This window comes from Streptomyces sp. NPDC085937, assembly GCF_044540535.1.
Taxonomy (GTDB): domain Bacteria; phylum Actinomycetota; class Actinomycetes; order Streptomycetales; family Streptomycetaceae; genus Streptomyces.
This window is the reverse complement of sequence record NZ_JBITSH010000007.1, coordinates 267,736-293,429: the sequence shown is the minus strand read 5'-3', so window position 1 is coordinate 293,429 and position 25,694 is coordinate 267,736. Positions and strand designations below refer to the sequence as shown.

The following is a 25,694-nucleotide window of genomic DNA, read 5'->3' as shown; positions in this document are numbered from 1 at the left end:
GGCGGGGGTGGGCCGGGATCCGCCCGTCGGCCTAGTGGCGGCGTCGGACGGGACCGGGCGGGGAAGCCGTCGGGGCATGAGATTTCTTGTGCGCGACCGGATCCTCGGCATCGGGGACGACTACTGGATCGAGGACGACCGCGGGAACAAGGTCTTCCTCGTCGACGGCAAGGCGATGCGGCTGCGGGACACCTTCGAGCTGAAGGACGCCGAGGGGCGCGTGCTCATCGACATCCGCCAGAAGATGCTCGCCCTGCGGGACACCATGGTGATCGAGCGGGAGGGCGAGCCGCTGGCCACCGTCCGGCGCAAGCGGCTGTCCCTGCTGCGCAACCACTACCGGGTGACCCTGGCGGACGGCGGCACCGAGCTCGACGTCAGCGGCCGGATCCTCGACCGCGAGTTCGCCGTCGAGTACGACGGCGAACTGCTCGCCGTGATCTCCCGCCGGCTGATGACCCTCCGGGAGACCTACGGCGTGGACGTGGTCCGGGACGACGCGGACCCGGCGCTGCTGATCGCCGTGGCGGTGTGCGTGATCCACCTGGCGGAGAAGGAGCGGGAGGACTAGCGCGCGGGGGGAGTCGTCCCGGCCCCGCGTGGGCGGATCGGGGCGGGTCGGTCAGCGGCGGGGGCGGTCCAGGCCCAGGACGCGGTCCTTCAGGGCAGGGAAGCGGTCCCGGGTGCCCGCCACCGTCGCGGGGTCGAGCTCCACCGTCAGGACCTCCTCCCCGGGTCCCGCCTCGGCCAGCACCTCGCCCCACGGATCCACCACGATCGAGTGACCCGCCTGGGGAACTCCCGCGTGCGTCCCGGCCGTTCCGCACGCGAGGACGAACGCCTGGTTCTCCACCGCCCGCGCCCGGGCCAGCAGCGTCCAGTGCGCCCGGCGCCGCTCGGGCCAGCCCGCCGGGACGACGAAGGTCTCGGCGCCTGCGTCGACCAGGCCGCGGAAGAGCTCGGGGAAGCGGAGGTCGTAGCAGGTGGCGACGCCGACGACGGTGTCCGGCAGACGGACCGTCACCAGGTCCTCGCCCGCCCCCATCAGCAGGGCCTCGCCCTTGTCGAAGCCGAAGCGGTGGATCTTCCGGTAGGCGGCGGCCAGTTCACCGGACGGGGAGAAGACGAGCGAGGTGTTGTAGAGCGGCCCCTCGGGGTCCCGTTCCGGGACGGAGCCCGCGTGCAGCCACACGCCCGCCTCGCTCGCGGCCTTGGCCATCGCCTCGTAGGTCGGGCCCTCCAAGGGTTCCGCCTCGGTGCCGAACTCCTCGTAGGCGAAGGCGCCCGTGGTCCACAGCTCAGGGAGGACGACGAGGTCCGCACCGGCCTGATCGCGTACCAGCGCGGCCACCCGACGCCGACGCGATTCGACCGATTCGTCCTCGTTCACGGCGACTTGCAGCAAGGAAGCGCGCACACTACCACCGTCCTGGCATTCGACCCGCGTCCACGGGCCTACGATCGTCACACGAAAGCACTGCCGGGGTGCCTGTCAGCAGCGTAACTTGGGGGTCCCGCCGGTTCGAGCGAAGCCGAGAACCGGGGGAGACCCGAGACACCCGCGCAGTGCAGCCATCGCCCACTGGCACCGCCGCCACAACCTGCCCGTGTACCGACCGCCGAGGGGTCCCGTTCCGTGAGTCTGCATCCCGCCCTCCAGCCCTACGCCGACGCCTGGTCCCACTCCATCGAGGCGATATCCGAGCTGGTGCAGCCGCTGCCGGAGGCCGACTGGAACCGGCGCACACCCTGCCCGGGCTGGTCGGTCCGTGACGTGGTCTCGCACGTCATCGGCCTCGACTCCGAGATGTACGGCGACCCTCGGCCCATCCACACGCTGCCGCGCGACCTGTTCCACGTCACCAACGACCACCAGCGGTACATGGAGATGCAGGTCGACGTGCGCCGCCACCACACGGCGCCGGAGATGACCTCCGAGCTGGAGCTGATGATCATCCGGCGCAACCGCCAGCTGCGCAACGAGTCCCGCGACCCCGGCACCAAGGTGCGCGGCCCGCTGGGCACGGAGCTGACGCTGGAGGAGTCGATGCGCCGCCACGCCTTCGACGTGTGGGCGCACGAGCAGGACCTGCGGACGGCGCTCGGCCGCCCCGGAAACCTCGACTCCCCCGGCGCCCTGGTCGCCCGTGACGTGCTGCTCGACGACCTGCCCCGGGTGGTCGCCGAGCTGGCGCGGGCGCCGCGCAGCTCCGCGGTGGTCGTCGACGTGCACGGCCCGGTGGAGTTCCTGCGCACGGTGCGCGTCGACATCCAGGGCCGCGGGACCCTGGAGACGGCCCCGGCCCTGGGCCCGGCCGCCGCCCTCACCCTCGACTGGGAGACGTACGTCCGCCTGGCCTGCGGCCGCGTGACGGCGGAGGCGGTGGCGGACCGCGTGAAGACGGAGGGCGACCCGGACCTGGCCGCGGCCATCCTGCGCCACTTCGCGGTCACGCCGTAGGAAGTCCTCGCCGTGCGGGCGGGCGCCCGCCTGGCGCGCGCCCGCCGCTTCCGTGGCCGTCAGGCCGGGACGTGGACCGTGGAGACCCTGCTGGCCACCAGCCGTTCCCGTTCGCGGCGGGCCGCGCGCCTGCGCAGGCGGAGGATCTGGGTGACGCCCAGCGCCTGGAGGACGAAGACCGCCGAGAAGGCGACCGAGTAGTCGTCACCGGTCGCGTCCAGCAGCACGCCGATCGCGAAGAGCGTGGTCATCGAGGCGACGAACCCGCCCATGTTGGTGATGCCGGACGCCGTGCCCTGCCGCTCCGGCGGGTTGGCCGGGCGGGCGAAGTCGAAGCCGATCATCGACGCGGGCCCGCACGCCCCCAGCACCGCGCACAGCACGATCAGCAGCCACATCGGCGCCCTGTCCCCCGGCCAGGCCAGCGTCACGGCCCACAGCAGGGCCGTCGCGCCCACCGTGCCGAGCGCCAGTGGCAGCCGCGCCCCGTGGTGCCGGGCGACGACCTGGCCGTAGACGAGACCGACGGCCATGTTGGCCAGCACCACCAGGGTGAGCAGCTCACCGGCCACGGCCCGGGACAGCCCCTGCGCCTCCACCAGGAACGGCATCCCCCACAGCAGCAGGAAGACCATCGCCGGGAACTGCGTGGTGAAGTGCACCCACAGCCCGAGCCGGGTCCCCGGCTCCCGCCAGGAGGTGGCGATCTGCCGGCGGACGTAGGCGGCGCCCTGGTGCGGCAGCGGCTCCGGCTCGTGGCCCTCCGGGTGGTCCTTGAGGAACAGCAGGACCAGCACCAGCACCACCACGCCCGCGAGCGAACTGCCCGCGAACGCCGCCGTCCAGCCGATGCCGTGCAGCAGCCGCGCCAGCACCAGCGTGGAGACGAGGTTGCCCGCCATGCCGATCAGCCCGGCCATCTGCCCGACCATCGGCCCGCGCCGGGCGGGGAACCACCGCGTCCCCAGCCGCAGCACGCTGATGAAGGTCATCGCGTCGCCGCAGCCCAGCAGCGCGCGCGAGGCGAGCGCCATGCCGTACGACGGGGAGAGCGCGAAGCCGAGCTGCCCGAGGGTGAACAGCACGGCGCCCAGACTCAGCACCTTCTTGGTGCCGAGCCGGTCCACCAGCAGGCCGACGGGTATCTGCATGCCCGCGTAGACCAGCAGCTGGAGGATGGAGAAGGTGGACAGCGCGGAGGCGCCCACGTGGAAACGCTCGGCCGCGTCGAGGCCGGCCACACCCAGGGACGTACGGAAGATGACGGCGACGAAGTAGACGGAGACGCCGACCCCCCACACGACCAGCGCACGCCGGCCGCCGGGCGGGTCACCGGGCAGCGTGCCGGCACCCCGCGCGGCGAGGCTCATCGCGCCTCTCCCCGCGCCAGGTGGGAGAACCAGCCGACGTGCCGGTGGACGATCTCCACGGCCGCCTCGGCGTCCCCGGAGCGCAGCGCACCGAGGATCTCCTCGTGCTCGGCGAGGGTCTTCGCGATGCGGTCCGGGTGGGAGTGCATCACGGCCTGGCCCATCCGCAGCTGGCGGTCGCGCATCTGGTCGTAGAGGCGGGAGAGGATCTCGTTGCCGCCGCTGCGGACGATCTCGGCGTGGAAGCACCGGTCGGTGACGGAGGCCGCCGCGAAGTCACCGGCGGCCGCCTGCTCCTTCTGCCGGGCGAGCAGCTCCTCCAGGCGCTCGATCAGCGCGGGGGGCGCGGGCACGGCCTTGCGCGCCGCGTGCTCCTCCACGAGCAGCCGCGTCTCCACGACGTCGGCGATCTCCTGGGCGGAGACCGGCAGTACGAGGGCACCCTTCTTCGGGTACAGCTTGATCAGGCCCTCGGCCTCCAGCCGCAGCAGGGCCTCGCGCACGGGCGTGCGGGACACCCCCACGGCCTCGGCCAGCTCGCCCTCCGTGAGCAGCGTCCCGCCCTCGTACGTGCGTTCCAGCACGCCCTGTTTGACGTGGGCGTAGACACGGTCGGCGGCAGGGGGACGTTTCTCGGGTGCGGACAAGCTCATGCCGACAGCATAGATACAACACGTACGCATGGAAGTATTCGTCCACGATGCGGACTGTGCGTGCCGGAAAAGTCGCGGCATCTCCCGTACAACCATCCCTTCGGCGTACGGGTCAGATACGTGCGGCCCCTTCTGGGCGGCCGCTCCTCAACTCGGCCGAGCAGCACGGCCATTCACGGTAATCGGGGTATCTGACTTGAAAATCGGCATTCAAGGCGTCCGCCTCCGCAGAGCCGCCGGCGTCGTCGTGACCACCGGCGCCGTGCTCGCCTCCGGCGCCCTCTACGCGGCGCCCGCGCAGGCAGCCGCGCCCGTTCCGCCCGTCGTCGCCAAGGGCGGCTTCGTGATGAACTACGCGAACGGAAAGACGCTGTACACGAAGGGCGGGGACACCCGCCGCTCCACCGGTTCCACGACGAAGATCATGACCGCCAAGGTCGTGCTCGCGCAGAAGAACCTGAACCTGAACTCCACGGTCACGATCCAGAAGGCGTACAGCGACTACATCGTCTCCAAGAACGCCTCCTCCGCGCGCCTGATCGTCGGCGACAAGGTCACCGTGCGCCAGCTGCTGTACGGGCTGATGCTGCCGTCCGGCTGCGACGCCGCCTACGCGCTGGCCGACAAGTTCGGCACCGGCAGCACGCGCTCCGCACGCGTGAAGTCGTTCATCTCCAAGATGAACGCGGACGCGAAGAAGCTGGGCCTGAAGAACACCCACTTCGACTCGTTCGACGGCATCGGCAACGGCAAGAACTACTCCACGCCGCGCGACCTGACGAAGATCGCCGGCAGCGCGATGAAGAACGCGACCTTCCGCGCCATCGTCAAGACGAAGAAGTACACGGCGAAGACGAAGACCCGGACGGGCGGCACCCGCACGATGGCGCCGTGGGTCAACACCAACAACCTGCTGAGCAGCTACAGCGGCACCATCGGCGTGAAGACCGGCTCCGGACCGTCGGCCAAGTACTGCCTGGTGTTCGCCGCGACCCGCAAGGGCAAGACGGTCGTCGGCACCGTGCTCGCCTCGTCCTCCACCGCCCAGCGCGAGAAGGACGCCAAGGCCCTCATGAACTACGCGTTCAGCAAGATCTGACGGCCGACGTCACCGCGGGGACGCCAGGGCCCAGGGACGACGGGAGGGGCGCCGCACACCGTGCGACGCCCCTCCTGCCATGTCCGGCCGTCAGGCCCAGGTCATCAGCCGCTTCGGCTGTTCCAGGACCGCGGCCACGTCGGCCAGCACCTTGGAGCCGAGCTCGCCGTCGACCAGGCGGTGGTCGAAGGACAGCGCGAGGGTGGTGACCTGGCGGGGCTTCACCTTGCCCTTGTGCACCCACGGCTGGAGCTTGATCGCACCGACCGCGAGGATCGCGGACTCGCCCGGGTTGAGGATCGGTGTGCCCGTGTCGACGCCGAAGACGCCGACGTTGGTGATCGTGACCGTGCCGCCCTGCATCGCCGCCGGAGAGGTCTTGCCCTCCCGCGCCGTGGACACCAGTTCACCCAGGGACCCGGCCAGTTCCGGCAGCGTCTTGGCGTGGGCGTCCTTGATGTTCGGGACGATCAGACCGCGCGGGGTGGCCGCCGCGATGCCCAGGTTGACGTAGTGCTTGACCACGATCTCCTGGGCCGCCTCGTCCCACGAGGCGTTGATGTCGGGGTTGCGCCGGATCGCAACCAGCAGGGCCTTGGCGATCAGCAGCAGCGGGTTCACCCGCAGGCCGGCGAACTCCTTGTCCTGCTTCAGCTCCTCGACCAGCTTCATCGTGCGGGTCACGTCGACCGTCACGAACTCCGTGACATGCGGCGCGGTGAACGCCGAGCCGACCATCGCCGCCGCCGTGGCCTTGCGGACGCCCTTCACGGGGACGCGCGTCTCGCGCGCCGTGTCGTACGACGCCAGGGCCGCCGCCTGGACGGGCGCTGCGGCCGGAGCCGGGACCGGTGCCGCCGGCGGCTGCGGGGACGCCTGGGCCGCGGCCACGGCCGCGTGCACGTCCTCGCGGGTGACGACGCCGTCCGGGCCGGTCGGGGTGACCGTCGCCAGGTCGACGCCCAGGTCCTTGGCCAGCTTGCGCACCGGCGGCTTGGCCAGCGGACGCTGCGCGAGGGCGGCCGGGGCAGCCGGGGCAGCCGGAGTCGCGGGAGCGCCCCCGTGGCCGTTCAGCTCGGACTGGACGGCGGCCGCGGCCTGCTGTGCCGCGGCGTCCGGCGCCTGCTTGCGCGGGCGGCGGCGGGTGGAGGACGTGGCGACGCCGTAGCCGACCAGCACCGGCTGGCGGGCCGCGGGCTCGGCGGGCCGCTCCGGCTCGGCAGCGGGGACGGGGGCCGCGGGGGCCTCCTCCTGCGCCGGCGCCGCGCCGCCCGCGACCTCCACGGCGATGATGGAGGTGCCCACGTCGACCGTGGTGCCCTCGGGGAAGTGCAGGGCGCGCACCACGCCGTCGTAGGGGATGGGCAGTTCGACGGCCGCCTTCGCCGTCTCCACCTCGCAGACCACCTGGCCGTCGGTGACGGTGTCACCGGGCTGGACGTACCACTTGAGGATCTCGGCCTCGGTGAGGCCCTCGCCCACGTCCGGCATCTTGAACTCGCGTACGGACGCGTTCGTCATCGTCGTCACGACCCTCTCCTCAGTACGCCAGCGAGCGGTCGACGGCATCGAGCACCCGGTCCAGGTCCGGGAGGTAGGACTCCTCCAGGCGGGCCGGCGGGTACGGCGCGTGGTAACCGCCCACCCGCAGCACCGGGGCCTCCAGGTGGTAGAAGCTGCGCTCGGTGATCCGGGCGGCGATCTCCCCGCCGGAGCCGAAGAACACCGGCGCCTCGTGGACGACGACCAGACGGCGGGTCTTCTCCACCGACGCCTGGATGGCGTCGAAGTCGATCGGGGAGACCGAACGCAGGTCGAGGACCTCCAGGCTGCGGCCCTCCTCGGCGGCCGCGTCCGCGACCTCCTGGCAGAGCTTCACCATCGGGCCGTACGCGGCGAGGGTCAGGTCGGTGCCCTCGCGGACCACGCGCGCCTTGTGCAGCGGGCCGGGGATCGCCTCGGTGTCGACCTCGCCCTTGTCCCAGTAGCGGCGCTTCGGCTCGAAGAAGATCACCGGGTCGTCGCTCTGGATGGCCTGCTGCATCATCCAGTACGCGTCCGACGCGTTCGACGGGGAGACGATCTTCAGGCCGGCCACATGCGCGAACAGGGCCTCCGGTGACTCGGAGTGGTGCTCCACCGCGCCGATGCCGCCGCCGTAGGGGATGCGCACGACGACGGGCATCTTGACCTTGCCCAGCGCGCGGGCGTGCATCTTCGCGAGCTGCGTGACGATCTGGTCGTACGCGGGGAAGACGAAGCCGTCGAACTGGATCTCCACCACCGGGCGGTAGCCGCGCAGGGCCAGACCGATCGCCGTGCCGACGATGCCCGACTCGGCGAGCGGCGTGTCGATGACACGGCTCTCGCCGAAGTCCTTCTGCAGGCCGTCCGTCACCCGGAACACGCCGCCGAGCTTGCCGACGTCCTCACCCATGACGAGGACCTTCGGGTCCGCGTCCAGCGCGCGCCGCAGCGATTCGTTGATCGCCTTGGCCAGGGCCATCTTTTCCGCCATGTCACTTACCCCCGTCTTCGTCCGCGAACGACGCCTGGTAGGCGGCGAACTGCGCCCGCTCCTCGTCCACCAGCGCGTGGCCGTCCGCGTACACGTTCTCGAAGATGGCGAAGTGGTCCGGGTCCGGCATGGCACGGACCGCTTCGCGCACTCGTTTGCCCAACGCCTCGCTCTCGGTCTCCAGTTCCGCGAAGAATCCCTCGTCCGCGTGGTTTGAGACCTCGAGGTGGCGGCGGAGGCGCAGGATCGGGTCCTTCGCCTCCCAGGCGGCCCGCTCGTCGTCGTGGCGGTAGCGGGTGGGGTCGTCGGAGGTGGTGTGCGCGCCCATGCGGTACGTGAACGCCTCGACGAGGGTCGGTCCCTCACCGGCGCGGGCCCGCTCCAGGGCCCACTTGGTGACGGCGAGGTTCGCCAGCACGTCGTTGCCGTCCACGCGGACGCCCGGGAAGCCGAAGCCCTGCGCGCGCTGGTACAGCGGCACGCGCGACTGCTTCTCGGTCGGCTCGGAGATCGCCCACTGGTTGTTCTGGCAGAAGAACACCACCGGGGCGTTGTAGACCGCGGAGAAGGTGAAGGCCTCCGCCACGTCGCCCTGGCTGGAGGCACCGTCGCCGAAGTAGGCGATGACCGCGCTGTCGGCGCCGTCCTTGGTGATGCCCATCGCGTAACCCGTGGCGTGCAGCGCCTGGGAGCCGATGACGATCGTGTACAGGTGGAAGTTGTTGCCGTTCGGGTCCCAGCCGCCGTTGTTGACGCCGCGGAACATGCCGAGCAGGTTGGTCGGGTCCACCCCACGGCACCAGGCGACGCCGTGCTCCCGGTAGGTCGGGAAGACGTAGTCGTCGTCGCGCAACGCCCGGCCGGAGCCGATCTGCGCCGCCTCCTGCCCGAGCAGCGAGGCCCACAGGCCCAGCTCGCCCTGGCGCTGGAGGGCGGTGGCCTCCGCGTCGAACCGACGGGTGAGCACCATGTCGCGGTACAGACCGCGCAGGTCCTCGGCGGTGATGTCGGCGACGTACGGGTCGAACTCGGCGTTCTTGACGCGCTTGCCCTCGGGCGTCAGCAGCTGGACGAGGGCGGGCTCGGCGCTCTTCCCTGCGCCTGCGGCCTTCTTGGTGGTGCTGGTGGTGCGCTTGGTGCCGGTGGTGCCGGCCTTGCTTCCGGCGCTGCGTCGCGGTGTGCGCGCGGCAGTGCTCTCCACGGTCACGTGTGCTCCTCCGTCGGTCCGGCCCCCGGGGTTGCCGGTAGGCCAGTGCGGCTCACCTGTTCTCGACCACCGGGCACGGGGTGGGTGCCACTCGGCCGGGAACAGGCGTGACAGGTGCCCCGGCGAGCGCCCTGCACAAAGCACGTTACCCAGTGCTCCACATTTCTGTGAAACCCCCTCTGACCTGCGATTTTGCTTGGATATCCAAGTAAATCGAGGAAGGCCCGGAAGGCGCGCTGGTCACAGCCTTGCAGGAGGCCGGAGCAACGGCACGTTATCCCGGCCGAGCCGGGCAGGGAAGAGCCGACTTTCCCGGCGGCACGGCGTGCCGCCGGGTGTGTCACGGGGTGCCGGACCAGGCCGTCCGGGCCGACAGGGGACGTGCCGGTGGGGACCGTGCCCCGGCACGGACGAACCCACCCGCGAAGACCGCGAGTGGGTTCGTATGCCGGTTACTGGCCGCCGTCCGGCGGGTCCTCGCCGTTGCCGCCGCCGTTGCCCTCCGTGCCTCCGGTGGCCGGCGGGGGCGTGCTGGGCGGCGGCTCCTCGGTCTCGGGGTCGGTGGGCGTCGTCTGCTCGCCGGTCGGCTCGCCCGTCGGGTCGCCGGTCGGCTCCTCCGTGTCCGGCTGGCTCGGCGTCCACGACGGCTCGCTCGACGGCGTCCAGCCGCCGTCGCCGCCCGAGCCCCAGCCCGGGTCGGTGCCCGGGTCCTCGGTCTCCTCGGTCGCCTCGTCGCTCGGCGACTCGCTGGCCTTCTCGTCCTCGGTGCTCTGCGTGACGGACGGTGAGGTGTCGGTCTTGCCGCCCTCGCCCCCGCCGCCGCCGTTGTTCAGCGCGAGGGCGACACCGGCCGCCACGGCGATCACCGCGAGCACCGCGAGAATCCACAGCTTGCCGCGCCCGCTGCCCTTGTTGCCGTGCCCCTCGAAGCCGCCGTCGTCCCCGCCGCCGTAGCCGGCGGGCAGGATCGGCTGCGGAATGGCCGTCGTGCCGGCGGCGTCCGGGTGCGGCATCGCGGCCGTACCGGCGTAGCCGGCCGCCGGGGTGCGCGGGCCCTCGTGCATGTCGACCGGGCCGGTGTTCCAGGTGCCGGTGTGGCCGCCCTGGTCGTAGAGCATCTGCAGCGCGTACTGGACCAGCCCGCGCATCTCCTCGGCCGTCTGGAAGCGGTCGTCGGGCTCCTTGGCGAGGGAGCGCATGACCAGCCCGTCCAGCTCCGGCGGGCAGGCGTCGGAGGCCTCCGACGGCGGCGTGGGGATGTCCTGGACGTGCTGGTAGACCACCGACAGCGGCGTCTCACCGGTGAACGGCGGACGCAGCGCCAGCAGTTCGTACATCAGGCAGCCGGTGGCGTACAGGTCGGAGCGGTGGTCGACGGCCTTGCCGAGCGCCTGCTCCGGGGAGAGGTACTGAGGGGTACCCATGACCATGCCGGTCTGCGTCATCGTCGTGGACGCGCCGTGCAGCGCGCGGGCGATGCCGAAGTCCATCACCTTCACCGCGCCGTTGTTGGTGATGATGACGTTGGCCGGCTTGATGTCACGGTGCACGATGCCGTGCTGGTGTGAGTAGGCCAGCGCCTCCAGCACACCCGAGACGATGATCAGCGCCTGCTCGGGGCCCGGTGCCTCGGCGTTCATCAGCAGGTCACGGATGGTGCGGCCCTCGACCAGCTCCATCACGATGTACGGCACGGACTGCCCGCCGACCGTGTCCTCGCCGGAGTCGTACACGGCGACGATCGCGTGGTGGTTGAGCCCGGCGACCGACTGCGCCTCGCGCGTGAAGCGCGCCTTCGACACCGGGTCCTCGGCCAGATCGGAACGCAGCAGCTTCACGGCGACCGTGCGCCCGAGGCGCACGTCCTCCGCGGCGAACACCTCGGCCATGCCGCCCCGGCCGAGCCGGTGCGTGAGCCGGTACCGGCCGTCGCCGACCAGCCCGCCGTTGCCCCAGTTGTCCGGCGCGTCCGAGATGCCGCCGCCAGTCGCCTCGGGGTCGGACGGGCCCTGAGCGCGCTGCTGCTGTGCCATCAGTCCTCGCCGTCGTTTCTGCCCGCGGTGCGCGCGGTGTTGTTACGGTCTCCGTCGGCCACGCTACAGCCTTCGCCGGGGCCTCCGGTCCGGGACGGGCTGCCGGGACCGGCACGAGACGGACCGGTCATCAAACCCGCTCCCCGTACTGTCGTGCAAATTCCGTGTACCGGCAGTACGACCGCTGTAACGCTTCCGCGACGCTTCTTTCGCGTACGGTCACGGAACGGGCACCGCGCTTGACGTGTCGGTGCCCTGGGGCAGACTTGGCCGGGAATAACACTTTCGATCTACAGACGAACAGTCACCGACGGCGGCGCCGGACGCCGGAGAGGCTACGGGGGACGCAAAGCATGAGCCAGGACGGCGCACAGGGCCGGCACACGGGGCGGGCGCTCGCCGGCGGACGTTACCAACTGCGGGACCTGCTCGGCCAGGGCGGCATGGCCTCGGTGCACCTCGCCTACGACTCGGTGCTCGACCGTCAGGTCGCCATCAAGACGTTGCACACGGAACTCGGCCGGGAGCAGGCCTTCCGCGAGCGCTTCCGCCGCGAGGCCCAGTCCGTGGCGAAGCTCACGCACACCAACATCGTCTCGGTGTTCGACACCGGCGAGGACGACGTGGACGGCATGACGACGCCGTACATCGTCATGGAGTACGTCGAGGGCCGCCCGCTCGGCTCCGTGCTCGACGAAGACGTACGGCAGCAGGGCGCGATGCCCGCCGACAAGGCCCTCAAGATCACCGCCGATGTGCTGGCGGCGTTGGAGATCAGCCACGAGATGGGACTGGTCCACCGCGACATCAAGCCCGGCAACGTGATGATGACCAAGCGCGGCGTGGTCAAGGTGATGGACTTCGGCATCGCCCGCGCCATGCAGTCCGGCGTCACCTCGATGACGCAGACCGGCATGGTCGTCGGCACGCCGCAGTACCTCTCCCCGGAGCAGGCGCTCGGCCGGGGCGTCGACGCGCGCTCCGACCTCTACTCGGTCGGCATCATGCTGTTCCAGCTGGTCACCGGCAGGCTGCCGTTCGACGCGGACTCGCCGCTGGCGATCGCCTACGCGCACGTGCAGGAGGAGCCCCCGCTCGCCTCGTCCATCAACCGCTCGCTGCCGCCGGCGGTGGACGCGCTGATCTCCCGCGCCCTGAAGAAGAACCCCAACGAGCGGTTCCCCAGCGCGGAGGCCATGCGCGGGGAGTGCCTGCGGGTGGCCCAGTCCGTCCAGGCGGCCCCGCCGAGCATCGTGCCCGGCTCGCAGACGCCGAGCGGCGCCGGTGTCGGCTCCGCGGTGTTCCCGCCGGTCGACCAGGCGCACCAGGCGCCCCCGGGCAGCGTCCGGACGCCGTACCAGCCGACGCCCCCGCCGCCGCACCCGTACGGCACCCCGGCACCGGCCACGCCCTCCCCGTCGTACGGCTACCCGCAGCAGGGCGGTTACCCGACGCCCGCGCCGACGCCCTACGCGCAGCAGGGCGCGTCGACCCCGCCGCCGTACACGATCTCGCCCCAGGCCCCCGGCAACGGCAACGCAGGGCGCGGCGGCCGGAACACCCCGGTGATCATCGGTTCGATCGTCGTCTCGGTGCTGGCGGTCGGCGGCCTGATCGCGGCGCTGCTCATCAACAACAACGACGAGGACCCGCAGGCCGGCGGCGCGTCACCCTCGGCGACCAGGGCCGAGGGCTACCGCGGGCCGGACACGTCGAAGACGATCGACCCGGAGAAGTGCGAGGACCCGCAGGAGTCGTACAACGACCCGGAGAAGGTCCAGCTGCCCAACTTCAAGTTCAAGCACATCGCCTCGGTGAAGGCCTGCTTCCAGGCCGCGGGCTGGGGCAACAACCTCAAGATCGTCAAGGTGGACGAGAACACCTACGGCGACGGCTCGATCCGTGAGCAGTTCCCGCCGCCCGGGACGGACGTCGACCCGGAGGACATGCCGCAGATCACGCTCAAGGTCTCGACGGGCAACCCGCCGTCCTGACCCGGCCGCTCCGCCGCGGGGCGGAGCGCGCGCGGACATACGGAAGGGGCCCGGCATCCGTGCCGGGCCCCTTCGTGCGGTTCGGGCCGTTCGGGCGAGGGGCGGGGGGCGGGGGCCTCCCGCGTGTCGGCGGGCACCGACGGGCGGGCCCGCGCCTCAGCGGTGCTTACAGGTAGGGGCCGCCCGAGCGACCGCCCGGGTTGACGTCCTCCGGGCCCTCCGAGACACCCGGCGGCAGCGCGCGGCGCATCTGCTCCAGCTGGGCCCTCGCGGCCATCTGCTGGGCGAAGAGCGTCGTCTGGATCCCGTGGAAGAGGCCCTCCAGCCAGCCCACCAGCTGGGCCTGCGCGATGCGCAGCTCGGCGTCGCTGGGCGTGGTCTCGTCCGTGAAGGGCAGGGAGAGCCGCTCCAGCTCCTCGACCAGCTCGGGGGCCAGGCCGTCCTCGAGCTCCTTCACCGAGCTGGCGTGGATCTCCTTGAGCCGGGCCCGGCTGGCCTCGTCGAGAGGAGCCGCCCGCACCTCCTCCAGCAGCTGCTTGATCATGCTGCCGATCCGCATGACCTTCGCCGGCTGCTCCACCTGCTCCGTCACCGGCGTCTCACGGGAGTCCTCGTCGCCCTTGCCGCCGCTGAGCGCCATACCGTCCTGGCCGACGACCAGGATCTGCGGATTCTCCGGCGACCGTTCGTTCCTCGGCATCTCCATGGGGCCATTGTCGCGCACACCCCGTTCGCACCGTGGTGCCGCCCCCGGTAGCCGCCGTCGGCGCGGGGTCCTTCCGACGGCCCTGTCCGACATGCCGGGTCCGCCCGGCGGTGCGAGGCTGTTGGCGTCCATCCGGCCCATCTTGCCGACGGTGCGGCCGAGCACCGGCCGGCGCGGGAGGTCACGGTCGTGACTCCATGGCTGCGCGTAATGGGGGCGAGTCTCGTTCTGGGGGCGGGGGCGGCGGTGCTGCCCTTCGGCCCGGTCGCCGGGCCGCCCGGCACGGCCGGTGTGGCGTACGGGGCCGAGCGGCCGCCGCCGGGCATCACCGCCCCCCGGAGCGCCGCACCACCACGGTCCGACGCCGACGACCCGCGGAGCGCTCCTCCGCCGTCGGACGCCGACGACCCCCGGAACGCCGAACCGCGGTCGGTGTCCCGCTCCCCCTCCGCCCCGTCCTCCGTGTCGCCCTCCACCTCGCCCTCCGCGTCCCGTGCCGGGAGCGGCCCCGGTGAGGGCCGGGAGCGGCCCGGCCGGCGGGAGACGGCGCCCGAGAAGTCCCGGGAGACCACTGCGCCCGGGCGCGGCCGGGAGACTGAGGAGGGCGAGGGCGCCCGCGACGCGGCCGGACGGCCCGACGACGGGGCCCGGAGGCCGAACGCCCGGCTCGACGCGACGAGTCCGGCGCAGGACCCGGCCGGTGCCGCGGACACGGACCCCGGCGGCGCCGACGCGCCGTCCTCCGCCGCGGCGCCGGTGCCCGCCACCTCGTCGGCGGCCGCGGAGCCGAACGCCGTCGCCGGCACCGAGGCCGCCGTCGAACCGGTGCTGCGGATCCTGCCGCTGGGCAGCGGCCTGGTCCTGATCGGGCTCGGTCTCGGCCTCGCCTTCCTGGGGCTGAGGATGCGGCAGGAGCGCGGGGTGCGCTGAACCCCGCGGCCCGGACGACCTCGCTCAGTTCGGCGTGACCAGCAGGACCTTGCCGATGTGGGAGCTGTCCTCCACCACCCGGTGCGCCTCGGCGGCGTCCGGCATGGGGATCTCCCGGTCGATCACCGGACGGACGTGACCGCCGGAGACGAGCGGCCACACGTGCTCCCGTACGGCCGCGACGATGGCCGCCTTCTCCTCCAGCGGGCGGGCGCGCAGCGTGGTGGCGCTGATCGCGGCGCGCTTGGCGAGCAGGGCGCCGATGTTCAGCTCGCCCTTCACCCCGCCCTGCATGCCGATGATCGCGAGGCGGCCGTTGACGGCCAGGGCCTGGACGTTGCGGTCCAGGTACTTGGCGCCCATGTTGTCCAGGATGACGTCGGCGCCCGCGCCGTCCGTGGCCTGCTTCAGCTCGGCCACGAAGTCCTGCTCGCGGTAGTTGATCAGTATGTCGGCGCCCAGTTCGGCGCAGCGCTCCAGCTTCTCCTTCGTCCCCGCGGTCACGGCGACCTTCGCCCCCACGGCCTTGGCGAGCTGGATCGCCATGGTGCCGATGCCGCTGGAGCCGCCGTGCACGAGCAGCGTCTCGCCGGGGCGCAGGTGGGCGATCATGAAGACGTTCGACCAGACCGTGCAGACGACCTCGGGGAGCGCCGCCGCCCGGTCGACGGTCAGCCCCTCGGGGACGGGCAGCAGCTGTCCGGCGGGCACGGCCACCTTCTCGGCGTAACCGCCGCCGGTGAGCAGCGCGCAGACCTCGTCGCCGACCGCCCAGCCGCTCACCCCGGGGCCGATCTCCGCGATCCGGCCGGAGCACTCCAGACCGGGGTACGGGGACGAGCCGGACGGAGGGTTGTAGAAGCCCTGCCGCTGCAGGATGTCGGCCCGGTTGACCGCCCCGGCCACCACCTCGACGAGGACCTCGCCCTCGCCGGCCACCGGATCGGGGACCTCGTCCCAGACCAGCGCCTCGGGCCCACCGGGTTCGGGAATCGTGATCGCATACATGAGGGGGACGGTACCCCCGCCCCCGCCCCCATGCCCGAAACACCCACATCCCCACCCACGCCCCCAGGGGCCTGGAGAGCCGGGCCCCCAGCGGCGCGGGGAGCATCACCCCCAGCGGCGCGGGGACTGCACACCCCCAGAGGCCCGGGGAGCCGGGACCCTCAGGGACACGGGACTGCACACCCCTAGGGGCGCGGGGGACTGCGCGAACGGGGGTCCGGGGGCGGAGCCCCCGAAAGCCCCGCACCCGACACGGGCGCACCGCCAACGCCGGGAGACCGCACCCCCAGCGCCGCGGGGAACTGCGCGAACCGGGTTCGAGGGCGCAGCCCTCGCCACGAACAACCCCGCACACGACGCGAACGCGTAAATCCGCGTGCGGTACCGATGAGTTTGCGCGACGGTAAAGGTCTCTCCATGCGTAGCCCAAGCACGCGGAAGGACCCGAAGCATGAGCACGCAGACGTCCGGCACGGCGATCGAGACAGCGGGCCTGGTCAAGACCTTCGGTGAGACACGGGCTGTCGACGGGGTCGACCTCACCGTGCCGACCGGCACGGTCTACGGCGTCCTCGGACCGAACGGCGCGGGCAAGACCACGACCGTGAAGATGCTCGCCACCCTGCTGCGTCCGGACGGCGGTGAGGCGCACGTCTTCGGCCATGACGTCGTGCGCGACGCGGACGCCGTGCGCGCCCGCGTGAGCCTCACCGGCCAGTACGCGTCGGTGGACGAGGACCTCACCGGGACCGAGAACCTCGTCCTGCTGGGCCGGCTGCTCGGCCACCGCAAGCCCGCGGCCCGCGACCGCGCCGCCCAGCTCCTCGAGGCCTTCGGGCTCACCGAGGCGGCGGGCAAGCAGGTCAAGCAGTACTCCGGGGGCATGCGGCGCCGCATCGACATCGCCGCGTCCATCCTCAACACCCCGGATCTGCTGTTCCTCGACGAGCCGACCACCGGTCTCGACCCGCGCAGCCGCAACCAGGTGTGGGACATCGTGCGCGCGGTGGTCGCCCAGGGCACCACGGTGCTGCTGACCACGCAGTACCTGGACGAGGCCGACCAGCTCGCCTCCCGGATCGCGGTGATCGACAAGGGCAAGGTGATCGCCGAGGGCACCAAGGGCGAGCTCAAGGCGTCCGTGGGCGCCGGGTCCGTCCATCTGCGGCTGCGCGACCCCGACCGGCGGCCGGACGCGGAGCGGCTGCTGCGGGACCTGCTGCTCGCGGAGGTGCAGCTGGAGCCCGACCCGGTGGCGCTGACCGCCCGGCTGAACGCCTCGACCAGCGACAGCGCGGCCGACCAGGCGGCACGCGCGCTCACCGAACTGTCCCGGGCCGGCGTCACCGTCGACAACTTCTCCCTCGGCCAGCCGAGCCTCGACGAGGTCTTCATGGCACTGACCGGACACGACACCGGCGCCGTGGACGGCCCCGGCACCGACACGAAGGACGAGGTGGCGGCATGAGCACGGCCACGAGCACGGAGACCAAGGAGCTCGCGCCCGTCAGCGCCGAGTCCCTGGCGGCCCTGCTGGTCGCCAAGGAGCGCCCGCCGCGGCCCAGTTCCCTGTCCACGTCGCTGACGTTCGGCTGGCGCGCCATCCTGAAGATCAAGCACGTGCCGGAGCAGCTGTTCGACGTCACCGCGTTCCCGATCATGAACCTGCTGATGTTCACGTATCTCTTCGGCGGTGCGCTGGCCGGTTCACCGAAGGACTACATCCAGTTCGTCCTCCCCGGCATCCTGGTGATGTCGGTCGTCATGATCACCATGTACACCGGCGTCTCGGTGAACATCGACATCGAGAAGGGCGTCTTCGACCGCTTCCGCTCGCTGCCGATCTGGCGGCCCTCGGCGATGGTCGGCTATCTGCTCGGCGACGCCCTGCGCTACACCATCGCCTCCGTGGTGATGCTCACCGTGGGGCTGCTGCTCGGCTACCGCGCCGACGGCGGGGTCCACGGCGTGCTGGCCGGGATCGCGCTGCTCCTGCTGTTCTCGTTCGCCTTCTCGTGGATCTGGACGATGTTCGGGCTGCTGCTGCGCACCGAGAAGTCGGTGATGAGCGTCAGCATGATGGTGATCTTCCCGCTCACCTTCCTGTCCAACGTCTTCGTCGACCCGCGCACCATGCCGGGCTGGCTCCAGGCGTTCGTCAACAACAGCCCGGTCACGCACCTGGCGTCGGCGGTCCGCGGACTCATGGCCGGTGACTGGCCGGCCGCCGACGTCATGTGGACGGTGGGCTGGGCGGCCCTGTTCGTCGTCGTCTTCGGACCGGTCACCATGCGGCTGTACAACCGCAAGTAGCCGGCCCAGGACGCGGTACGGCCCCGAGGACGCGATCCCCGGGGCCGTGCCGTTTCCTAGCTGCGGAGCGGCCTCAGCTGCGGAGCGGCCGGACGTCCGGGGCCACCTGGCTGCCCGGCGTCGCCCGCACGATCGTGATCAGCCGGTCCGTCAGCTCCAGCGTCCCGACGTCCGGGTCGTCGTAGCCAAGCACCCGGTGCCCGCGTACGACGCTCACCACCAGGTCGTCCATCTCCCGCGGCGACTTCCCCACCTCGGCCTTTATGACCGGCCGTTCGACGACGTCGAGCCCCGTGCCCTGCTGGATCAGGTCCTCCATGACCATGCCGGCCGCCGGGCTCAGCACCGACAGGCCCAGCAGCCGCCCGGCCGCGCTGGCACTGGTGATGACCGCGTCGGCACCCGACTGCTTGAGCAGCGGGGCGTTCTCCTCCTCGCGGACCGCGGCGACGATCTTCGCGTTCCGGTTGATCTGGCGTGCCGTCAGCGTCACCAGGACCGCCGTGTCGTCGCGCTGGGTCGCGATGATGACCTGGCGGGCCCGCTGGAGCTCCGCGCGCTTCAGTACCTCGCTGCGCGTCGCGTCCCCTATGACGCCCGCATAGCCGTCCGCCGTGGCCGCGTCGATCGCCTTGGCGCTGGGATCGACCACCACGACCTGCTCCTTGCGGAGCCCCGTCGCACAGACCGTCCTGATCGCGGACCTGCCCTTGGTCCCGAACCCGACGACTACGGTGTGATCGCGCAACGTGGACCTCCAGCGGGTCAGTCGCCATTCCTCCCGGGTACGTTCGGTGAGGGCCTCGAGGGTGGTGCCGACCAGGATGATCAGGAACATCACCCGCAGCGGCGTGATGACGAAGATGTTGGTGAGCCGGGCCGCGTCCGTGACCGGCGTGATGTCGCCGTACCCCGTGGTGGAGAGGGTGACGGTCGCGTAGTAGAAGGCGTCGAGGAGATCGACGGATCCGTCGGAGTTGTCGGTGTAGCCGTCCCGGTCGGCGTACACGACGAGTGCCGTCACCACCAGCACCAGCAGAGCTGTCGACAGCCGCTTGGCGACCTGCCGGATCGGGTGCTCCACCAGTTTGCGCGGCAGCTTCACCCGGTACGTCACCAGATGCTCGTCCGCCTGGCGGGCGATGACGTCCTGGCCCGGAAGTTTCACGTGAAACACACCCCGATTCCCCCGGACGCCCAGGGCAGGTCCAGCAGTTCCGCCTCCTGCCCCGGCTTCGCACCCCCGGGCGGTACGACGGCCAGCGCGTCCGCCGCGGCGATCCCGCGCAGCATGGCCGGACCGTTGTAGAGCAACGGCAACGCCCGGTCACCGCGCAGGGCGACGGGCACCAGCCGGGTGTCGTAAGGGTGCCCCTGCACCGCGTCCCTGAGCGGCAGCGCGTACCCCTCGGGGGCGGGGCGGGCGGCGAGGGTCCGCAGCAGGGGCTCGGCGAGGGTGACCAGGCCGGACACGGCCGCGAGCGGGTTGCCCGGCAGGCCGACGAGGTACTGGCCCTCCTTGATCCGGGCCAGCAGCATCGGATGGCCCGGACGCACCGCGACGCCGTCCACCAGCAGCTCGGCTCCCAGGCGCCGCAGCGTGGGGTGCACATGGTCGACCGGTCCCGCGGCGGTGCCGCCGGTGGTGACCACCACATCGGCGTCGCAGGACGTCAGCGCCTTGTGCAGGGCGTCCTTCTGGTCACCGACCCGCCGCACGTCGACGACCTCGGCGCCCAGCGCGCGCAGCCACGGCGGGAGCAGCGGGCCCAGCGCGTCCCGGATCAGCCCGTCGTGCGGCAGCCCCTCGCCGAGCAGCTCGTCTCCGAGCACGAAGACGGCCGCGCGGGGACGGGGGACGACGGTGAGCGTGTCGTAACCGGCGGCGGCGGCCATGCCGAGCACCGGCGGGGTGACCAGGGTGCCCACCGGCAGCAGTTGGTCGCCGCTGCGGCACTCCTGGCCCCGGGGGCGGATGTCCTGGCCGTGCGAGACGGTGTGCGGTGCCCGGGTCTCGGCGGTCGCGTACAGCCGGCCCTTGTCGTCGGTGCGGCCGTGCTCACTGCGCAGCACGGCGGTGGTGTCCGGCGGGATGCGGGCGCCGGTGGCGATCCGGACGGCCTCGCCGTCGGTCAGCGGCGCGTGCGCGGTGTGCCCGGCGAGCACACCCTTCTCCCGCACGTCCCAGGGTCCGGGACCGGAGACGGCCCAGCCGTCCATCGCGGAGGTGTCGAAGGACGGCAGGTCGGTCAGGGCCAGGAGCGGGGCGGCGAGCGTGAGGCCGAGTGCGGAGCCGAACGGGACGGCCACCGGGGTCAGGTACCCGGTGCTCCTGCCACTGCCGAGGCGAGGGGCGCGTTCGGCCACGGCCCGGGCCTCCGTCCACTCCGTGGCGTCACGGTGCGCGGAACCGCCGGACGTGGCGGCGCCCGGGACATGGCCGCCCGAAGCGTGGCCGTCGGTGGCGTGGTCGTGGGCGGTGCGGTCGTGGGCGTCCTTCACGAGGGCGAGCGCCTCCTCGACGTCGAGGTCGTCGGCGTCCTCACCGGGCCGGGCGGCACGCGCGGTCATCCCGCGTCCGGGCGGGTGCAGGGTGCCGCACCGGGCGCGGTACCACCGGAGTCGGCCGCGGCGTCGCCGGCGGACGGGGTGCCGGGGGAAGCGGCGGACGGGGTGCCGGGGGAAGCGGCCTCCGGCGTGTCCTCCTCGGCCCAGCGTCCGGCCAGCGCGACGGCCTTGCGGACGGCCTCGGCCACGGCGTCCCGGTCGCCGCCCGCCCGGGCGGCCGCGAAGCCGACGAGGAAGGTGGTCAGCGGGGCGGCCGGCCGCGCCACCCCGTGGGCGGCGTCACGGGCCAGGTCGAGCAGCAGGCCGGTGTCGACGTCCAGGTCGATGCCCAGCTCGTCCTTGACTGCGGAGATCCATTCGTCCAACACGTGTCCATGCTCCCTGATGCGTGCCCTGGCAGTGGCGATGTCGTCCCAGGTGTCGCAGTCGAAGGACGCCACCGGGTCGGAGATGCGGAGAAGGTCGAGGGCACCGGTCAGCCGGCGCAGGGGGAGTCCGGACGGTCCACCGTGCCGGGCGGTGAGCACGGCCAGTTCGCGGCGCAGGGGACCGGTCCGGTACGCGGCCACGAGCGGCTGGTCCCGGCCGTCGGAGTCGGTCAGCAGCACGCCGTCGGCCGCGCCCCGGCGAAGGGGGGCCAGCAGCGCGGCGACGGTGCGGCGGTCCAGGAAGGGAAGGTCGGCGGAGAGCAGCACGACGTGCTCGGCCGTCAGGTGCCGGAGGCCGGCGTCGAGCGCGGCGAGGGGCCCGCCGCCCGGCGGGTCCTCGCGGGCCCAGACCACCGGGCGGGCGGTGGGCCGGGGGTCGGCCACGACCACCGTGGTGCTGGCGTCGGCGCACGCCGCGAGCACCCGGTCGAGCAGCGGCCGTCCGCCGACCCGCACGGCCGGCTTGTCGGTGCCGCCGAGCCGCCGGGAGGCACCGCCGGCGAGCACGACGGCGTCGTACGCGGCGGGTGCCTCCGGGGCGCCGCCGGACGCCTCGCCGGGCGGGTCGCCGGCGGGTGCTGCGGACGGCTGGTACTCGGTCACCCCCCGAGTATGCGTGCCCCCACGATCACAGGGAACGCAGGGGCACGCTGGAAGCCTCGGGGGCCGGTGGGGCGCTACGGGGTCACAGCGTCCGCAGCAGCACCGCCGGTTGCTCGACGCAGTCCGCCACGTACCGCAGGAAGCCGCCCGCCGTACCGCCGTCGCACACCCGGTGGTCGAAGGTGAGGGAGAGCTGCACGACCTGGCGGACCGCCAGCTCGCCCTCGTGCACCCAGGGTTTGGGGATGATGCGGCCGACGCCCAGCATGGCGGCCTCGGGGTGGTTGACGATCGGCGTGGAGCCGTCGACGCCGAACACCCCGTAGTTGTTCAGGGTGAAGGTGCCGCCGGTGAGTTCCCCGGGCGTCAGCGTCCCCGCCCGGGCCGCCTCGGTCAGCCGGGCGAACTCCGCCGTCAACGACTCGGCGTCCCGGGTGTGCGCGTCCCGCACGACGGGGACGACCAGCCCGCGGTCGGTCTGCGCCGCGAACCCTAGGTGCACGTCCGCGTACTGGACGACCTCCCTGGCCTGCGTGTCCACCGAGGAGTTGAGCTCCGGGAAGCGGGCGAGTGCGGCCGTGCAGATCCGGGCCAGCAGGGCCAGGACGGAGATCTTCGGCCCGCCCGCGGCGTTCATCGCGGCCCTGGTCCGCATCAGTTCGGTCGCGTCGGCGTCCACCCAGCAGGTCGCGTCCGGGATCTCGGTACGGCTGCGGGAGAGCTTGTCGGCTACGGCGCCGCGGATGCCCTTGAGGGGAATCCGGGTGACCGACGGAGCGCTCCCGGAGGCGGCGGCCACCGGCGCGGCGGCCGTGGCCGGTTCGCCGGCCGTCCCGTCCGTACGGCTCCGGGTCCCGGTGTCCGTACGGCTCTGGGTCCCGGCGGCGCGCAGGGCGTACTCCACGTCCGCGCGCAGGATCAGCCCGTCGGGGCCCGAGCCGGTCATCTCCCGCAGGTCCAGGCCGTTCTGCCGGGCCAGCCTGCGCACCAGGGGCGAGATCACGGGTACCGGCCCGTCCGCCGTGCCCTTGCCGGGCGTGCCGGGTGCCGTGCGGGGTGTGCCCCGCGGGGCGTCCGCCGTCCGCGTCGCCTCCGCGGGCTCCGCCGGCCTCGGCCGCCCGTTCACCGCGGGGGCGGCGGGGGCCTGACGGACCCGGCGGCGCCGGGCCGGGGCCTGCGAGGTGCCGTAGCCGACCAGGACGTTGCCGGAGCCCTCGGCGGCCGACTGCCGGCCGCTCGCGCCATCGGAACCCGCCGTGTCCGCGACGCCGTCACCGGCCGGGCGGCCGTCCGCCGTCTCCCCGACCGCCACCGTCAGCAGCGGCGCGCCGACAGGCAGTTCGGTGCCCTCCGCGCCGAAGCGGGCCGTGACCACACCGCCGTAGGGACAGGGGACTTCCACCATCGCCTTGGCCGTCTCGACCTCGACGACCGGCTGGTCCACGGCGACGACGTCACCGACCTCGACCAGCCAGCGCACGATCTCCGCCTCGGTGAGCCCTTCACCGAGGTCGGGCAGCTTGAACTCCAGCACCTGTGCCATCAGCTCTCGGCCTCCCATTGCAGACGCCCCACAGCGTCCAGGATCCGGTCCACACCCGGCAGGTGGTGACGCTCCAGCATCGGCGGCGGGTACGGCAGGTCGAACCCGGCCACGCGCAGCACCGGCGCCTCCAGGTGGTGGAAGCAGCGCTCCGTGACCCGGGCCGCGATCTCCCCGCCGGGACCGCCGAAGCCGCCCGACTCGTGGACGACGACCGCGCGTCCCGTCCGCCGCACGGAGGCGCACACCGTCTCGTCGTCGAACGGCACCAGGGAGCGCAGATCGACGACCTCGAGGTCCCAGCCCTCGGCCCGGGCGGCCTCGGCCGTCTCCATGCAGACGGGGACGGACGGGCCGTAGGTGATGAGGGTGGCGCTCCTCCCGGAGCGCCGCACCACCGCGCGGCCTATCGGTTCCACGGCCGTCGGCTGCTCCGGGTTCCAGGCGTCCTTGGACCAGTAGAGCCGCTTGGGCTCCAGGAAGACCACCGGGTCGTCGGAGGCGATCGAGGCCCGCAGCAGGCCGTAGGCGTCGGCGACGGTCGCGGGTGTGACGACATGGAGCCCAGGAGTCGCCATGTAGTACGCCTCGGAGGCGTCGCTGTGGTGCTCGACGCCGCCGATGCCGCCGCCGTAGGGGATGCGGATGGTGAGGGGGAGCGGCATCGTGCCGCGGGTGCGGTTGCGCATCTTCGCCACGTGCGAGACGAGCTGCTCGAACGCGGGGTAGGCGAACGCGTCGAACTGCATCTCCACGACCGGGCGCAGCCCGTACATGGCCATGCCGACGGCCGTGCCGAGGATGCCCGCCTCGGCCAGCGGCGTGTCGGTGCAGCGGTCCTCGCCGAACTCCTTGGCGAGGCCGTCGGTGATCCGGAAGACGCCGCCGAGCGTGCCGACGTCCTCACCCATCACGTGCACGGACGGGTCGTCGGTCATCGCGTCGCGCAGGGCACGCGTGAGGGCCTGCGCCATGGTGGCCGGCTTCACGGCGACGGTGGTCATCCTTGCGTCCCTTCCGGCTCGGTCTCGGCCGCCAGCTCCGCGCGCAGCTGCTCGCGCTGGGCCAGCAACTGGGGGGTCGGCTCGGCGTAGACGTGTGTGAACAGGTCCATGGGGTCGAGCTCCGCGTCCTGGTTCATGCGGGCGCGCAGGTCGGCGGCCATGGTCTCGGCGTCCTGCCGGGCGGTCTCGACGCCGGCCTCGTCCAGCAGTCCGCGCCCGGTCAGCTCCCCCTCCAGCAGGGTGATCGGGTCGTGCTGTCTCCACGTCTCGACCTCGGCGTCACCGCGGTAGCGGGTCGCGTCGTCGGCGTTGGTATGGGCGTCCACGCGGTAGGTGATCGCCTCGACCAGGGTCGGGCCGCCGCCCGCGCGGGCACGCCGCACGGCGTCGGCGAGGACCTCGTGGACGGCCGCCGCGTCGTTGCCGTCGACCAGGCGGCCGGGCATGCCGTAGCCGACGGCCTTGTGGGCCAGCGACGGGGCCGCGGTCTGCTTGGCGAGCGGGACGGAGATCGCGAAACCGTTGTTCTGCACGAGGAAGACCACCGGGGCCTGCCAGACGGCGGCGAAGTTCAGCGCCTCGTGGAAGTCGCCCTCGCTGGTGCCGCCGTCGCCGACCATGGCGAGCGCGACCACGTCGTCGCCCTTGAGGCGGGCGGCGTGGGCGAGACCGACGGCGTGCGGCAGCTGGGTGGCGAGCGGGGTGCTCAGCGGCGCCACCCGGTGCTCGTGGGGGTCGTAGCCGGTGTGCCAGTCGCCGCGGAGCAGGGTGAGCGCCTCGACCGGATCCACGCCCCGGGCGACGACGGCGAGGGTGTCGCGGTAGCTCGGGAACAGCCAGTCCCGCTCCTCAAGGACCAGCGCGGCGGCGACCTCGCAGGCCTCCTGGCCGGTGCTGGACGGGTAGACCGCGAGACGGCCCTGCTTGGTGAGAGCGGTGGCCTGCGCGTTGTAACGGCGGCCCTTCACCAGCTCCGCGTACAGCCGGCGCAGCAGGCCCGGGTCGGCCTTCGTCGCCGCCTCGGTGCCGAGCACGCGGTACGGCTCCGCGTCCGGCAGCAGCGGGGCGGGGTCGGTACGGGGCTGCCAGGCGGGCGGCGGGGTCGGCCGGTAGGCCCCCCGCTGCTCCATGACCGTCATGACGGCACCTCCTCGTGGGACGACTGACGGAGGCACGGCGTCTGTGACGCGCCTCACCAACCGATTGTTCGGTCGTCGGCACATTTTGGCTACGGGTGGCACCAGGCTGTGGACAAA

The 25,694-nt window shown here is 72.5% G+C and carries 22 protein-coding genes; 7 read left to right on the top strand and 15 right to left on the bottom strand.

Annotated features, from left to right (window positions below; genetic code table 11):
• The first annotated feature begins 76 nt into the window (after positions 1-76).
• Positions 77-571, top strand: coding sequence for an LURP-one-related/scramblase family protein (locus tag ACIF8S_RS17905; protein WP_400000008.1), 495 nt, complete (start codon positions 77-79; stop codon positions 569-571).
• Positions 572-622: 51 nt separating this feature from the next.
• On the opposite strand, the gene ACIF8S_RS17900 is transcribed toward ACIF8S_RS17905, so the two are convergent.
• Positions 623-1,417, bottom strand: a complete 795-nt coding sequence (locus ACIF8S_RS17900) for a carbon-nitrogen family hydrolase (protein WP_400000007.1) — start codon at positions 1,415-1,417, stop codon at positions 623-625.
• 219 nt (positions 1,418-1,636) lie between these two features.
• Between ACIF8S_RS17900 and ACIF8S_RS17895 the strand changes: the two genes are divergently transcribed.
• On the top strand, positions 1,637-2,461 hold the full coding sequence (locus ACIF8S_RS17895) for a maleylpyruvate isomerase family mycothiol-dependent enzyme (protein ID WP_400000006.1): 825 nt from the start codon (positions 1,637-1,639) through the stop codon (positions 2,459-2,461).
• A gap of 59 nt (positions 2,462-2,520) precedes the next feature.
• Here the strand turns inward: ACIF8S_RS17895 and ACIF8S_RS17890 are convergent, their stop codons facing one another.
• Positions 2,521-3,831: a nitrate/nitrite transporter gene (locus ACIF8S_RS17890; protein ID WP_400000005.1), complete on the bottom strand. Its 1,311-nt coding sequence runs from the start codon at positions 3,829-3,831 to the stop codon at positions 2,521-2,523.
• On the bottom strand, positions 3,828-4,484 hold the full coding sequence (locus ACIF8S_RS17885) for a GntR family transcriptional regulator (protein ID WP_400000004.1): 657 nt from the start codon (positions 4,482-4,484) through the stop codon (positions 3,828-3,830). The genes ACIF8S_RS17890 and ACIF8S_RS17885 overlap by 4 nt, the downstream gene beginning before the upstream one ends.
• A gap of 196 nt (positions 4,485-4,680) precedes the next feature.
• On the opposite strand from ACIF8S_RS17885, the gene ACIF8S_RS17880 reads away from it, so the two are divergent.
• Complete coding sequence (locus ACIF8S_RS17880) at positions 4,681-5,583, top strand: D-alanyl-D-alanine carboxypeptidase family protein (protein WP_400000003.1); 903 nt, start codon at positions 4,681-4,683, stop codon at positions 5,581-5,583.
• A gap of 90 nt (positions 5,584-5,673) precedes the next feature.
• Here the strand turns inward: ACIF8S_RS17880 and ACIF8S_RS17875 are convergent, their stop codons facing one another.
• The 4 genes from ACIF8S_RS17875 to ACIF8S_RS17860 all read right to left on the bottom strand — a co-directional run bounded on the left by ACIF8S_RS17875 (position 5,674) and on the right by ACIF8S_RS17860 (position 11,341).
• Positions 5,674-7,113 (bottom strand): dihydrolipoamide acetyltransferase family protein, encoded by a 1,440-nt coding sequence (locus ACIF8S_RS17875; RefSeq protein WP_400000002.1) that lies wholly within the window; start codon positions 7,111-7,113, stop codon positions 5,674-5,676.
• Positions 7,114-7,123: 10 nt separating this feature from the next.
• Positions 7,124-8,101 (bottom strand): alpha-ketoacid dehydrogenase subunit beta, encoded by a 978-nt coding sequence (locus tag ACIF8S_RS17870; RefSeq protein WP_349795510.1) that lies wholly within the window; start codon positions 8,099-8,101, stop codon positions 7,124-7,126.
• A gap of 1 nt (position 8,102) precedes the next feature.
• Positions 8,103-9,308: a pyruvate dehydrogenase (acetyl-transferring) E1 component subunit alpha gene (pdhA, locus tag ACIF8S_RS17865; RefSeq protein ID WP_349795512.1), complete on the bottom strand. Its 1,206-nt coding sequence runs from the start codon at positions 9,306-9,308 to the stop codon at positions 8,103-8,105.
• A 452-nt stretch (positions 9,309-9,760) separates the two neighbouring features.
• Entirely contained in the window at positions 9,761-11,341 is a 1,581-nt protein-coding gene (locus tag ACIF8S_RS17860; RefSeq protein WP_349795514.1) for a protein kinase, read from the bottom strand.
• 353 nt (positions 11,342-11,694) lie between these two features.
• Here ACIF8S_RS17860 and ACIF8S_RS17855 point away from each other — a divergent pair, with 353 nt between their 5' ends.
• Positions 11,695-13,335, top strand: a complete 1,641-nt coding sequence (locus tag ACIF8S_RS17855) for a protein kinase (protein ID WP_400000001.1) — start codon at positions 11,695-11,697, stop codon at positions 13,333-13,335.
• A 166-nt stretch (positions 13,336-13,501) separates the two neighbouring features.
• Here ACIF8S_RS17855 and ACIF8S_RS17850 read toward each other — a convergent pair whose 3' ends face one another.
• Entirely contained in the window at positions 13,502-14,041 is a 540-nt protein-coding gene (locus ACIF8S_RS17850; RefSeq protein WP_349795518.1) for a bacterial proteasome activator family protein, read from the bottom strand.
• 210 nt (positions 14,042-14,251) lie between these two features.
• Here ACIF8S_RS17850 and ACIF8S_RS17845 point away from each other — a divergent pair, with 210 nt between their 5' ends.
• The gene (locus tag ACIF8S_RS17845) at positions 14,252-14,971 is read left to right on the top strand and encodes a hypothetical protein (protein ID WP_400000000.1); all 720 of its coding nucleotides are present in this window, start codon (positions 14,252-14,254) and stop codon (positions 14,969-14,971) included.
• 24 nt (positions 14,972-14,995) lie between these two features.
• On the opposite strand, the gene ACIF8S_RS17840 is transcribed toward ACIF8S_RS17845, so the two are convergent.
• Positions 14,996-15,979: an NAD(P)H-quinone oxidoreductase gene (locus ACIF8S_RS17840; protein WP_399999999.1), complete on the bottom strand. Its 984-nt coding sequence runs from the start codon at positions 15,977-15,979 to the stop codon at positions 14,996-14,998.
• 451 nt (positions 15,980-16,430) lie between these two features.
• Here ACIF8S_RS17840 and ACIF8S_RS17835 point away from each other — a divergent pair, with 451 nt between their 5' ends.
• Together ACIF8S_RS17835 and ACIF8S_RS17830 are read left to right on the top strand one after the other, a co-directional pair.
• The gene (locus ACIF8S_RS17835) at positions 16,431-17,447 is read left to right on the top strand and encodes an ATP-binding cassette domain-containing protein (protein WP_399999998.1); all 1,017 of its coding nucleotides are present in this window, start codon (positions 16,431-16,433) and stop codon (positions 17,445-17,447) included.
• Positions 17,444-18,292 carry an ABC transporter permease gene (locus ACIF8S_RS17830; protein ID WP_145829393.1) on the top strand — a complete coding sequence of 283 codons (849 nt, stop codon included), beginning with the start codon at positions 17,444-17,446 and terminating at the stop codon, positions 18,290-18,292. The genes ACIF8S_RS17835 and ACIF8S_RS17830 overlap by 4 nt, the downstream gene beginning before the upstream one ends.
• Before the next feature lie 73 nt (positions 18,293-18,365).
• On the opposite strand, the gene ACIF8S_RS17825 is transcribed toward ACIF8S_RS17830, so the two are convergent.
• The 6 genes from ACIF8S_RS17825 to pdhA (ACIF8S_RS17800) form a co-directional block, all read right to left on the bottom strand.
• Complete coding sequence (locus ACIF8S_RS17825; RefSeq protein WP_399999997.1) at positions 18,366-19,460, bottom strand: potassium channel family protein; 1,095 nt, start codon at positions 19,458-19,460, stop codon at positions 18,366-18,368.
• On the bottom strand, positions 19,457-20,863 hold the full coding sequence (locus tag ACIF8S_RS17820; protein ID WP_399999996.1) for a molybdopterin molybdotransferase MoeA: 1,407 nt from the start codon (positions 20,861-20,863) through the stop codon (positions 19,457-19,459). The genes ACIF8S_RS17825 and ACIF8S_RS17820 overlap by 4 nt, the downstream gene beginning before the upstream one ends.
• Positions 20,860-21,891 carry an NTP transferase domain-containing protein gene (locus tag ACIF8S_RS17815; RefSeq protein WP_399999995.1) on the bottom strand — a complete coding sequence of 344 codons (1,032 nt, stop codon included), beginning with the start codon at positions 21,889-21,891 and terminating at the stop codon, positions 20,860-20,862. Before ACIF8S_RS17815 ends, ACIF8S_RS17820 begins: the two co-directional genes overlap by 4 nt.
• An 82-nt stretch (positions 21,892-21,973) precedes the next feature.
• A complete protein-coding gene (locus tag ACIF8S_RS17810) occupies positions 21,974-23,434 on the bottom strand; it encodes a dihydrolipoamide acetyltransferase family protein (protein WP_399999994.1) in 1,461 nt (486 codons plus the stop codon).
• On the bottom strand, positions 23,434-24,438 hold the full coding sequence (locus tag ACIF8S_RS17805; RefSeq protein WP_399999993.1) for an alpha-ketoacid dehydrogenase subunit beta: 1,005 nt from the start codon (positions 24,436-24,438) through the stop codon (positions 23,434-23,436). Before ACIF8S_RS17805 ends, ACIF8S_RS17810 begins: the two co-directional genes overlap by 1 nt.
• Positions 24,435-25,577 (bottom strand): pyruvate dehydrogenase (acetyl-transferring) E1 component subunit alpha, encoded by a 1,143-nt coding sequence (gene pdhA, locus ACIF8S_RS17800; RefSeq protein WP_399999992.1) that lies wholly within the window; start codon positions 25,575-25,577, stop codon positions 24,435-24,437. Before pdhA (ACIF8S_RS17800) ends, ACIF8S_RS17805 begins: the two co-directional genes overlap by 4 nt.
• Positions 25,578-25,694: the final 117 nt, after the last annotated feature.

What these genes read in the sequence shown, in the direction of transcription:
- ACIF8S_RS17905 (WP_400000008.1), top strand. Translation starts at nt 77, where the DNA reads ATGAGATTTCTTGTGCGCGACCGGATCCTCGGCATCGGGGACGACTAC.
- ACIF8S_RS17890 (WP_400000005.1), bottom strand. Translation starts at nt 3,831, where the DNA reads ATGAGCCTCGCCGCGCGGGGTGCCGGCACGCTGCCCGGTGACCCGCCC.
- ACIF8S_RS17885 (WP_400000004.1), bottom strand. Translation starts at nt 4,484, where the DNA reads ATGAGCTTGTCCGCACCCGAGAAACGTCCCCCTGCCGCCGACCGTGTC.
- ACIF8S_RS17870 (WP_349795510.1), bottom strand. Translation starts at nt 8,101, where the DNA reads ATGGCGGAAAAGATGGCCCTGGCCAAGGCGATCAACGAATCGCTGCGG.
- ACIF8S_RS17860 (WP_349795514.1), bottom strand. Translation starts at nt 11,341, where the DNA reads ATGGCACAGCAGCAGCGCGCTCAGGGCCCGTCCGACCCCGAGGCGACT.
- ACIF8S_RS17855 (WP_400000001.1), top strand. Translation starts at nt 11,695, where the DNA reads ATGAGCCAGGACGGCGCACAGGGCCGGCACACGGGGCGGGCGCTCGCC.
- ACIF8S_RS17850 (WP_349795518.1), bottom strand. Translation starts at nt 14,041, where the DNA reads ATGGAGATGCCGAGGAACGAACGGTCGCCGGAGAATCCGCAGATCCTG.
- ACIF8S_RS17845 (WP_400000000.1), top strand. Translation starts at nt 14,252, where the DNA reads ATGGGGGCGAGTCTCGTTCTGGGGGCGGGGGCGGCGGTGCTGCCCTTC.
- ACIF8S_RS17840 (WP_399999999.1), bottom strand. Translation starts at nt 15,979, where the DNA reads ATGTATGCGATCACGATTCCCGAACCCGGTGGGCCCGAGGCGCTGGTC.
- ACIF8S_RS17835 (WP_399999998.1), top strand. Translation starts at nt 16,431, where the DNA reads ATGAGCACGCAGACGTCCGGCACGGCGATCGAGACAGCGGGCCTGGTC.
- ACIF8S_RS17830 (WP_145829393.1), top strand. Translation starts at nt 17,444, where the DNA reads ATGAGCACGGCCACGAGCACGGAGACCAAGGAGCTCGCGCCCGTCAGC.
- ACIF8S_RS17820 (WP_399999996.1), bottom strand. Translation starts at nt 20,863, where the DNA reads ATGACCGCGCGTGCCGCCCGGCCCGGTGAGGACGCCGACGACCTCGAC.
- ACIF8S_RS17810 (WP_399999994.1), bottom strand. Translation starts at nt 23,434, where the DNA reads ATGGCACAGGTGCTGGAGTTCAAGCTGCCCGACCTCGGTGAAGGGCTC.
- ACIF8S_RS17805 (WP_399999993.1), bottom strand. Translation starts at nt 24,438, where the DNA reads ATGACCACCGTCGCCGTGAAGCCGGCCACCATGGCGCAGGCCCTCACG.
- pdhA (WP_399999992.1), bottom strand. Translation starts at nt 25,577, where the DNA reads ATGACGGTCATGGAGCAGCGGGGGGCCTACCGGCCGACCCCGCCGCCC.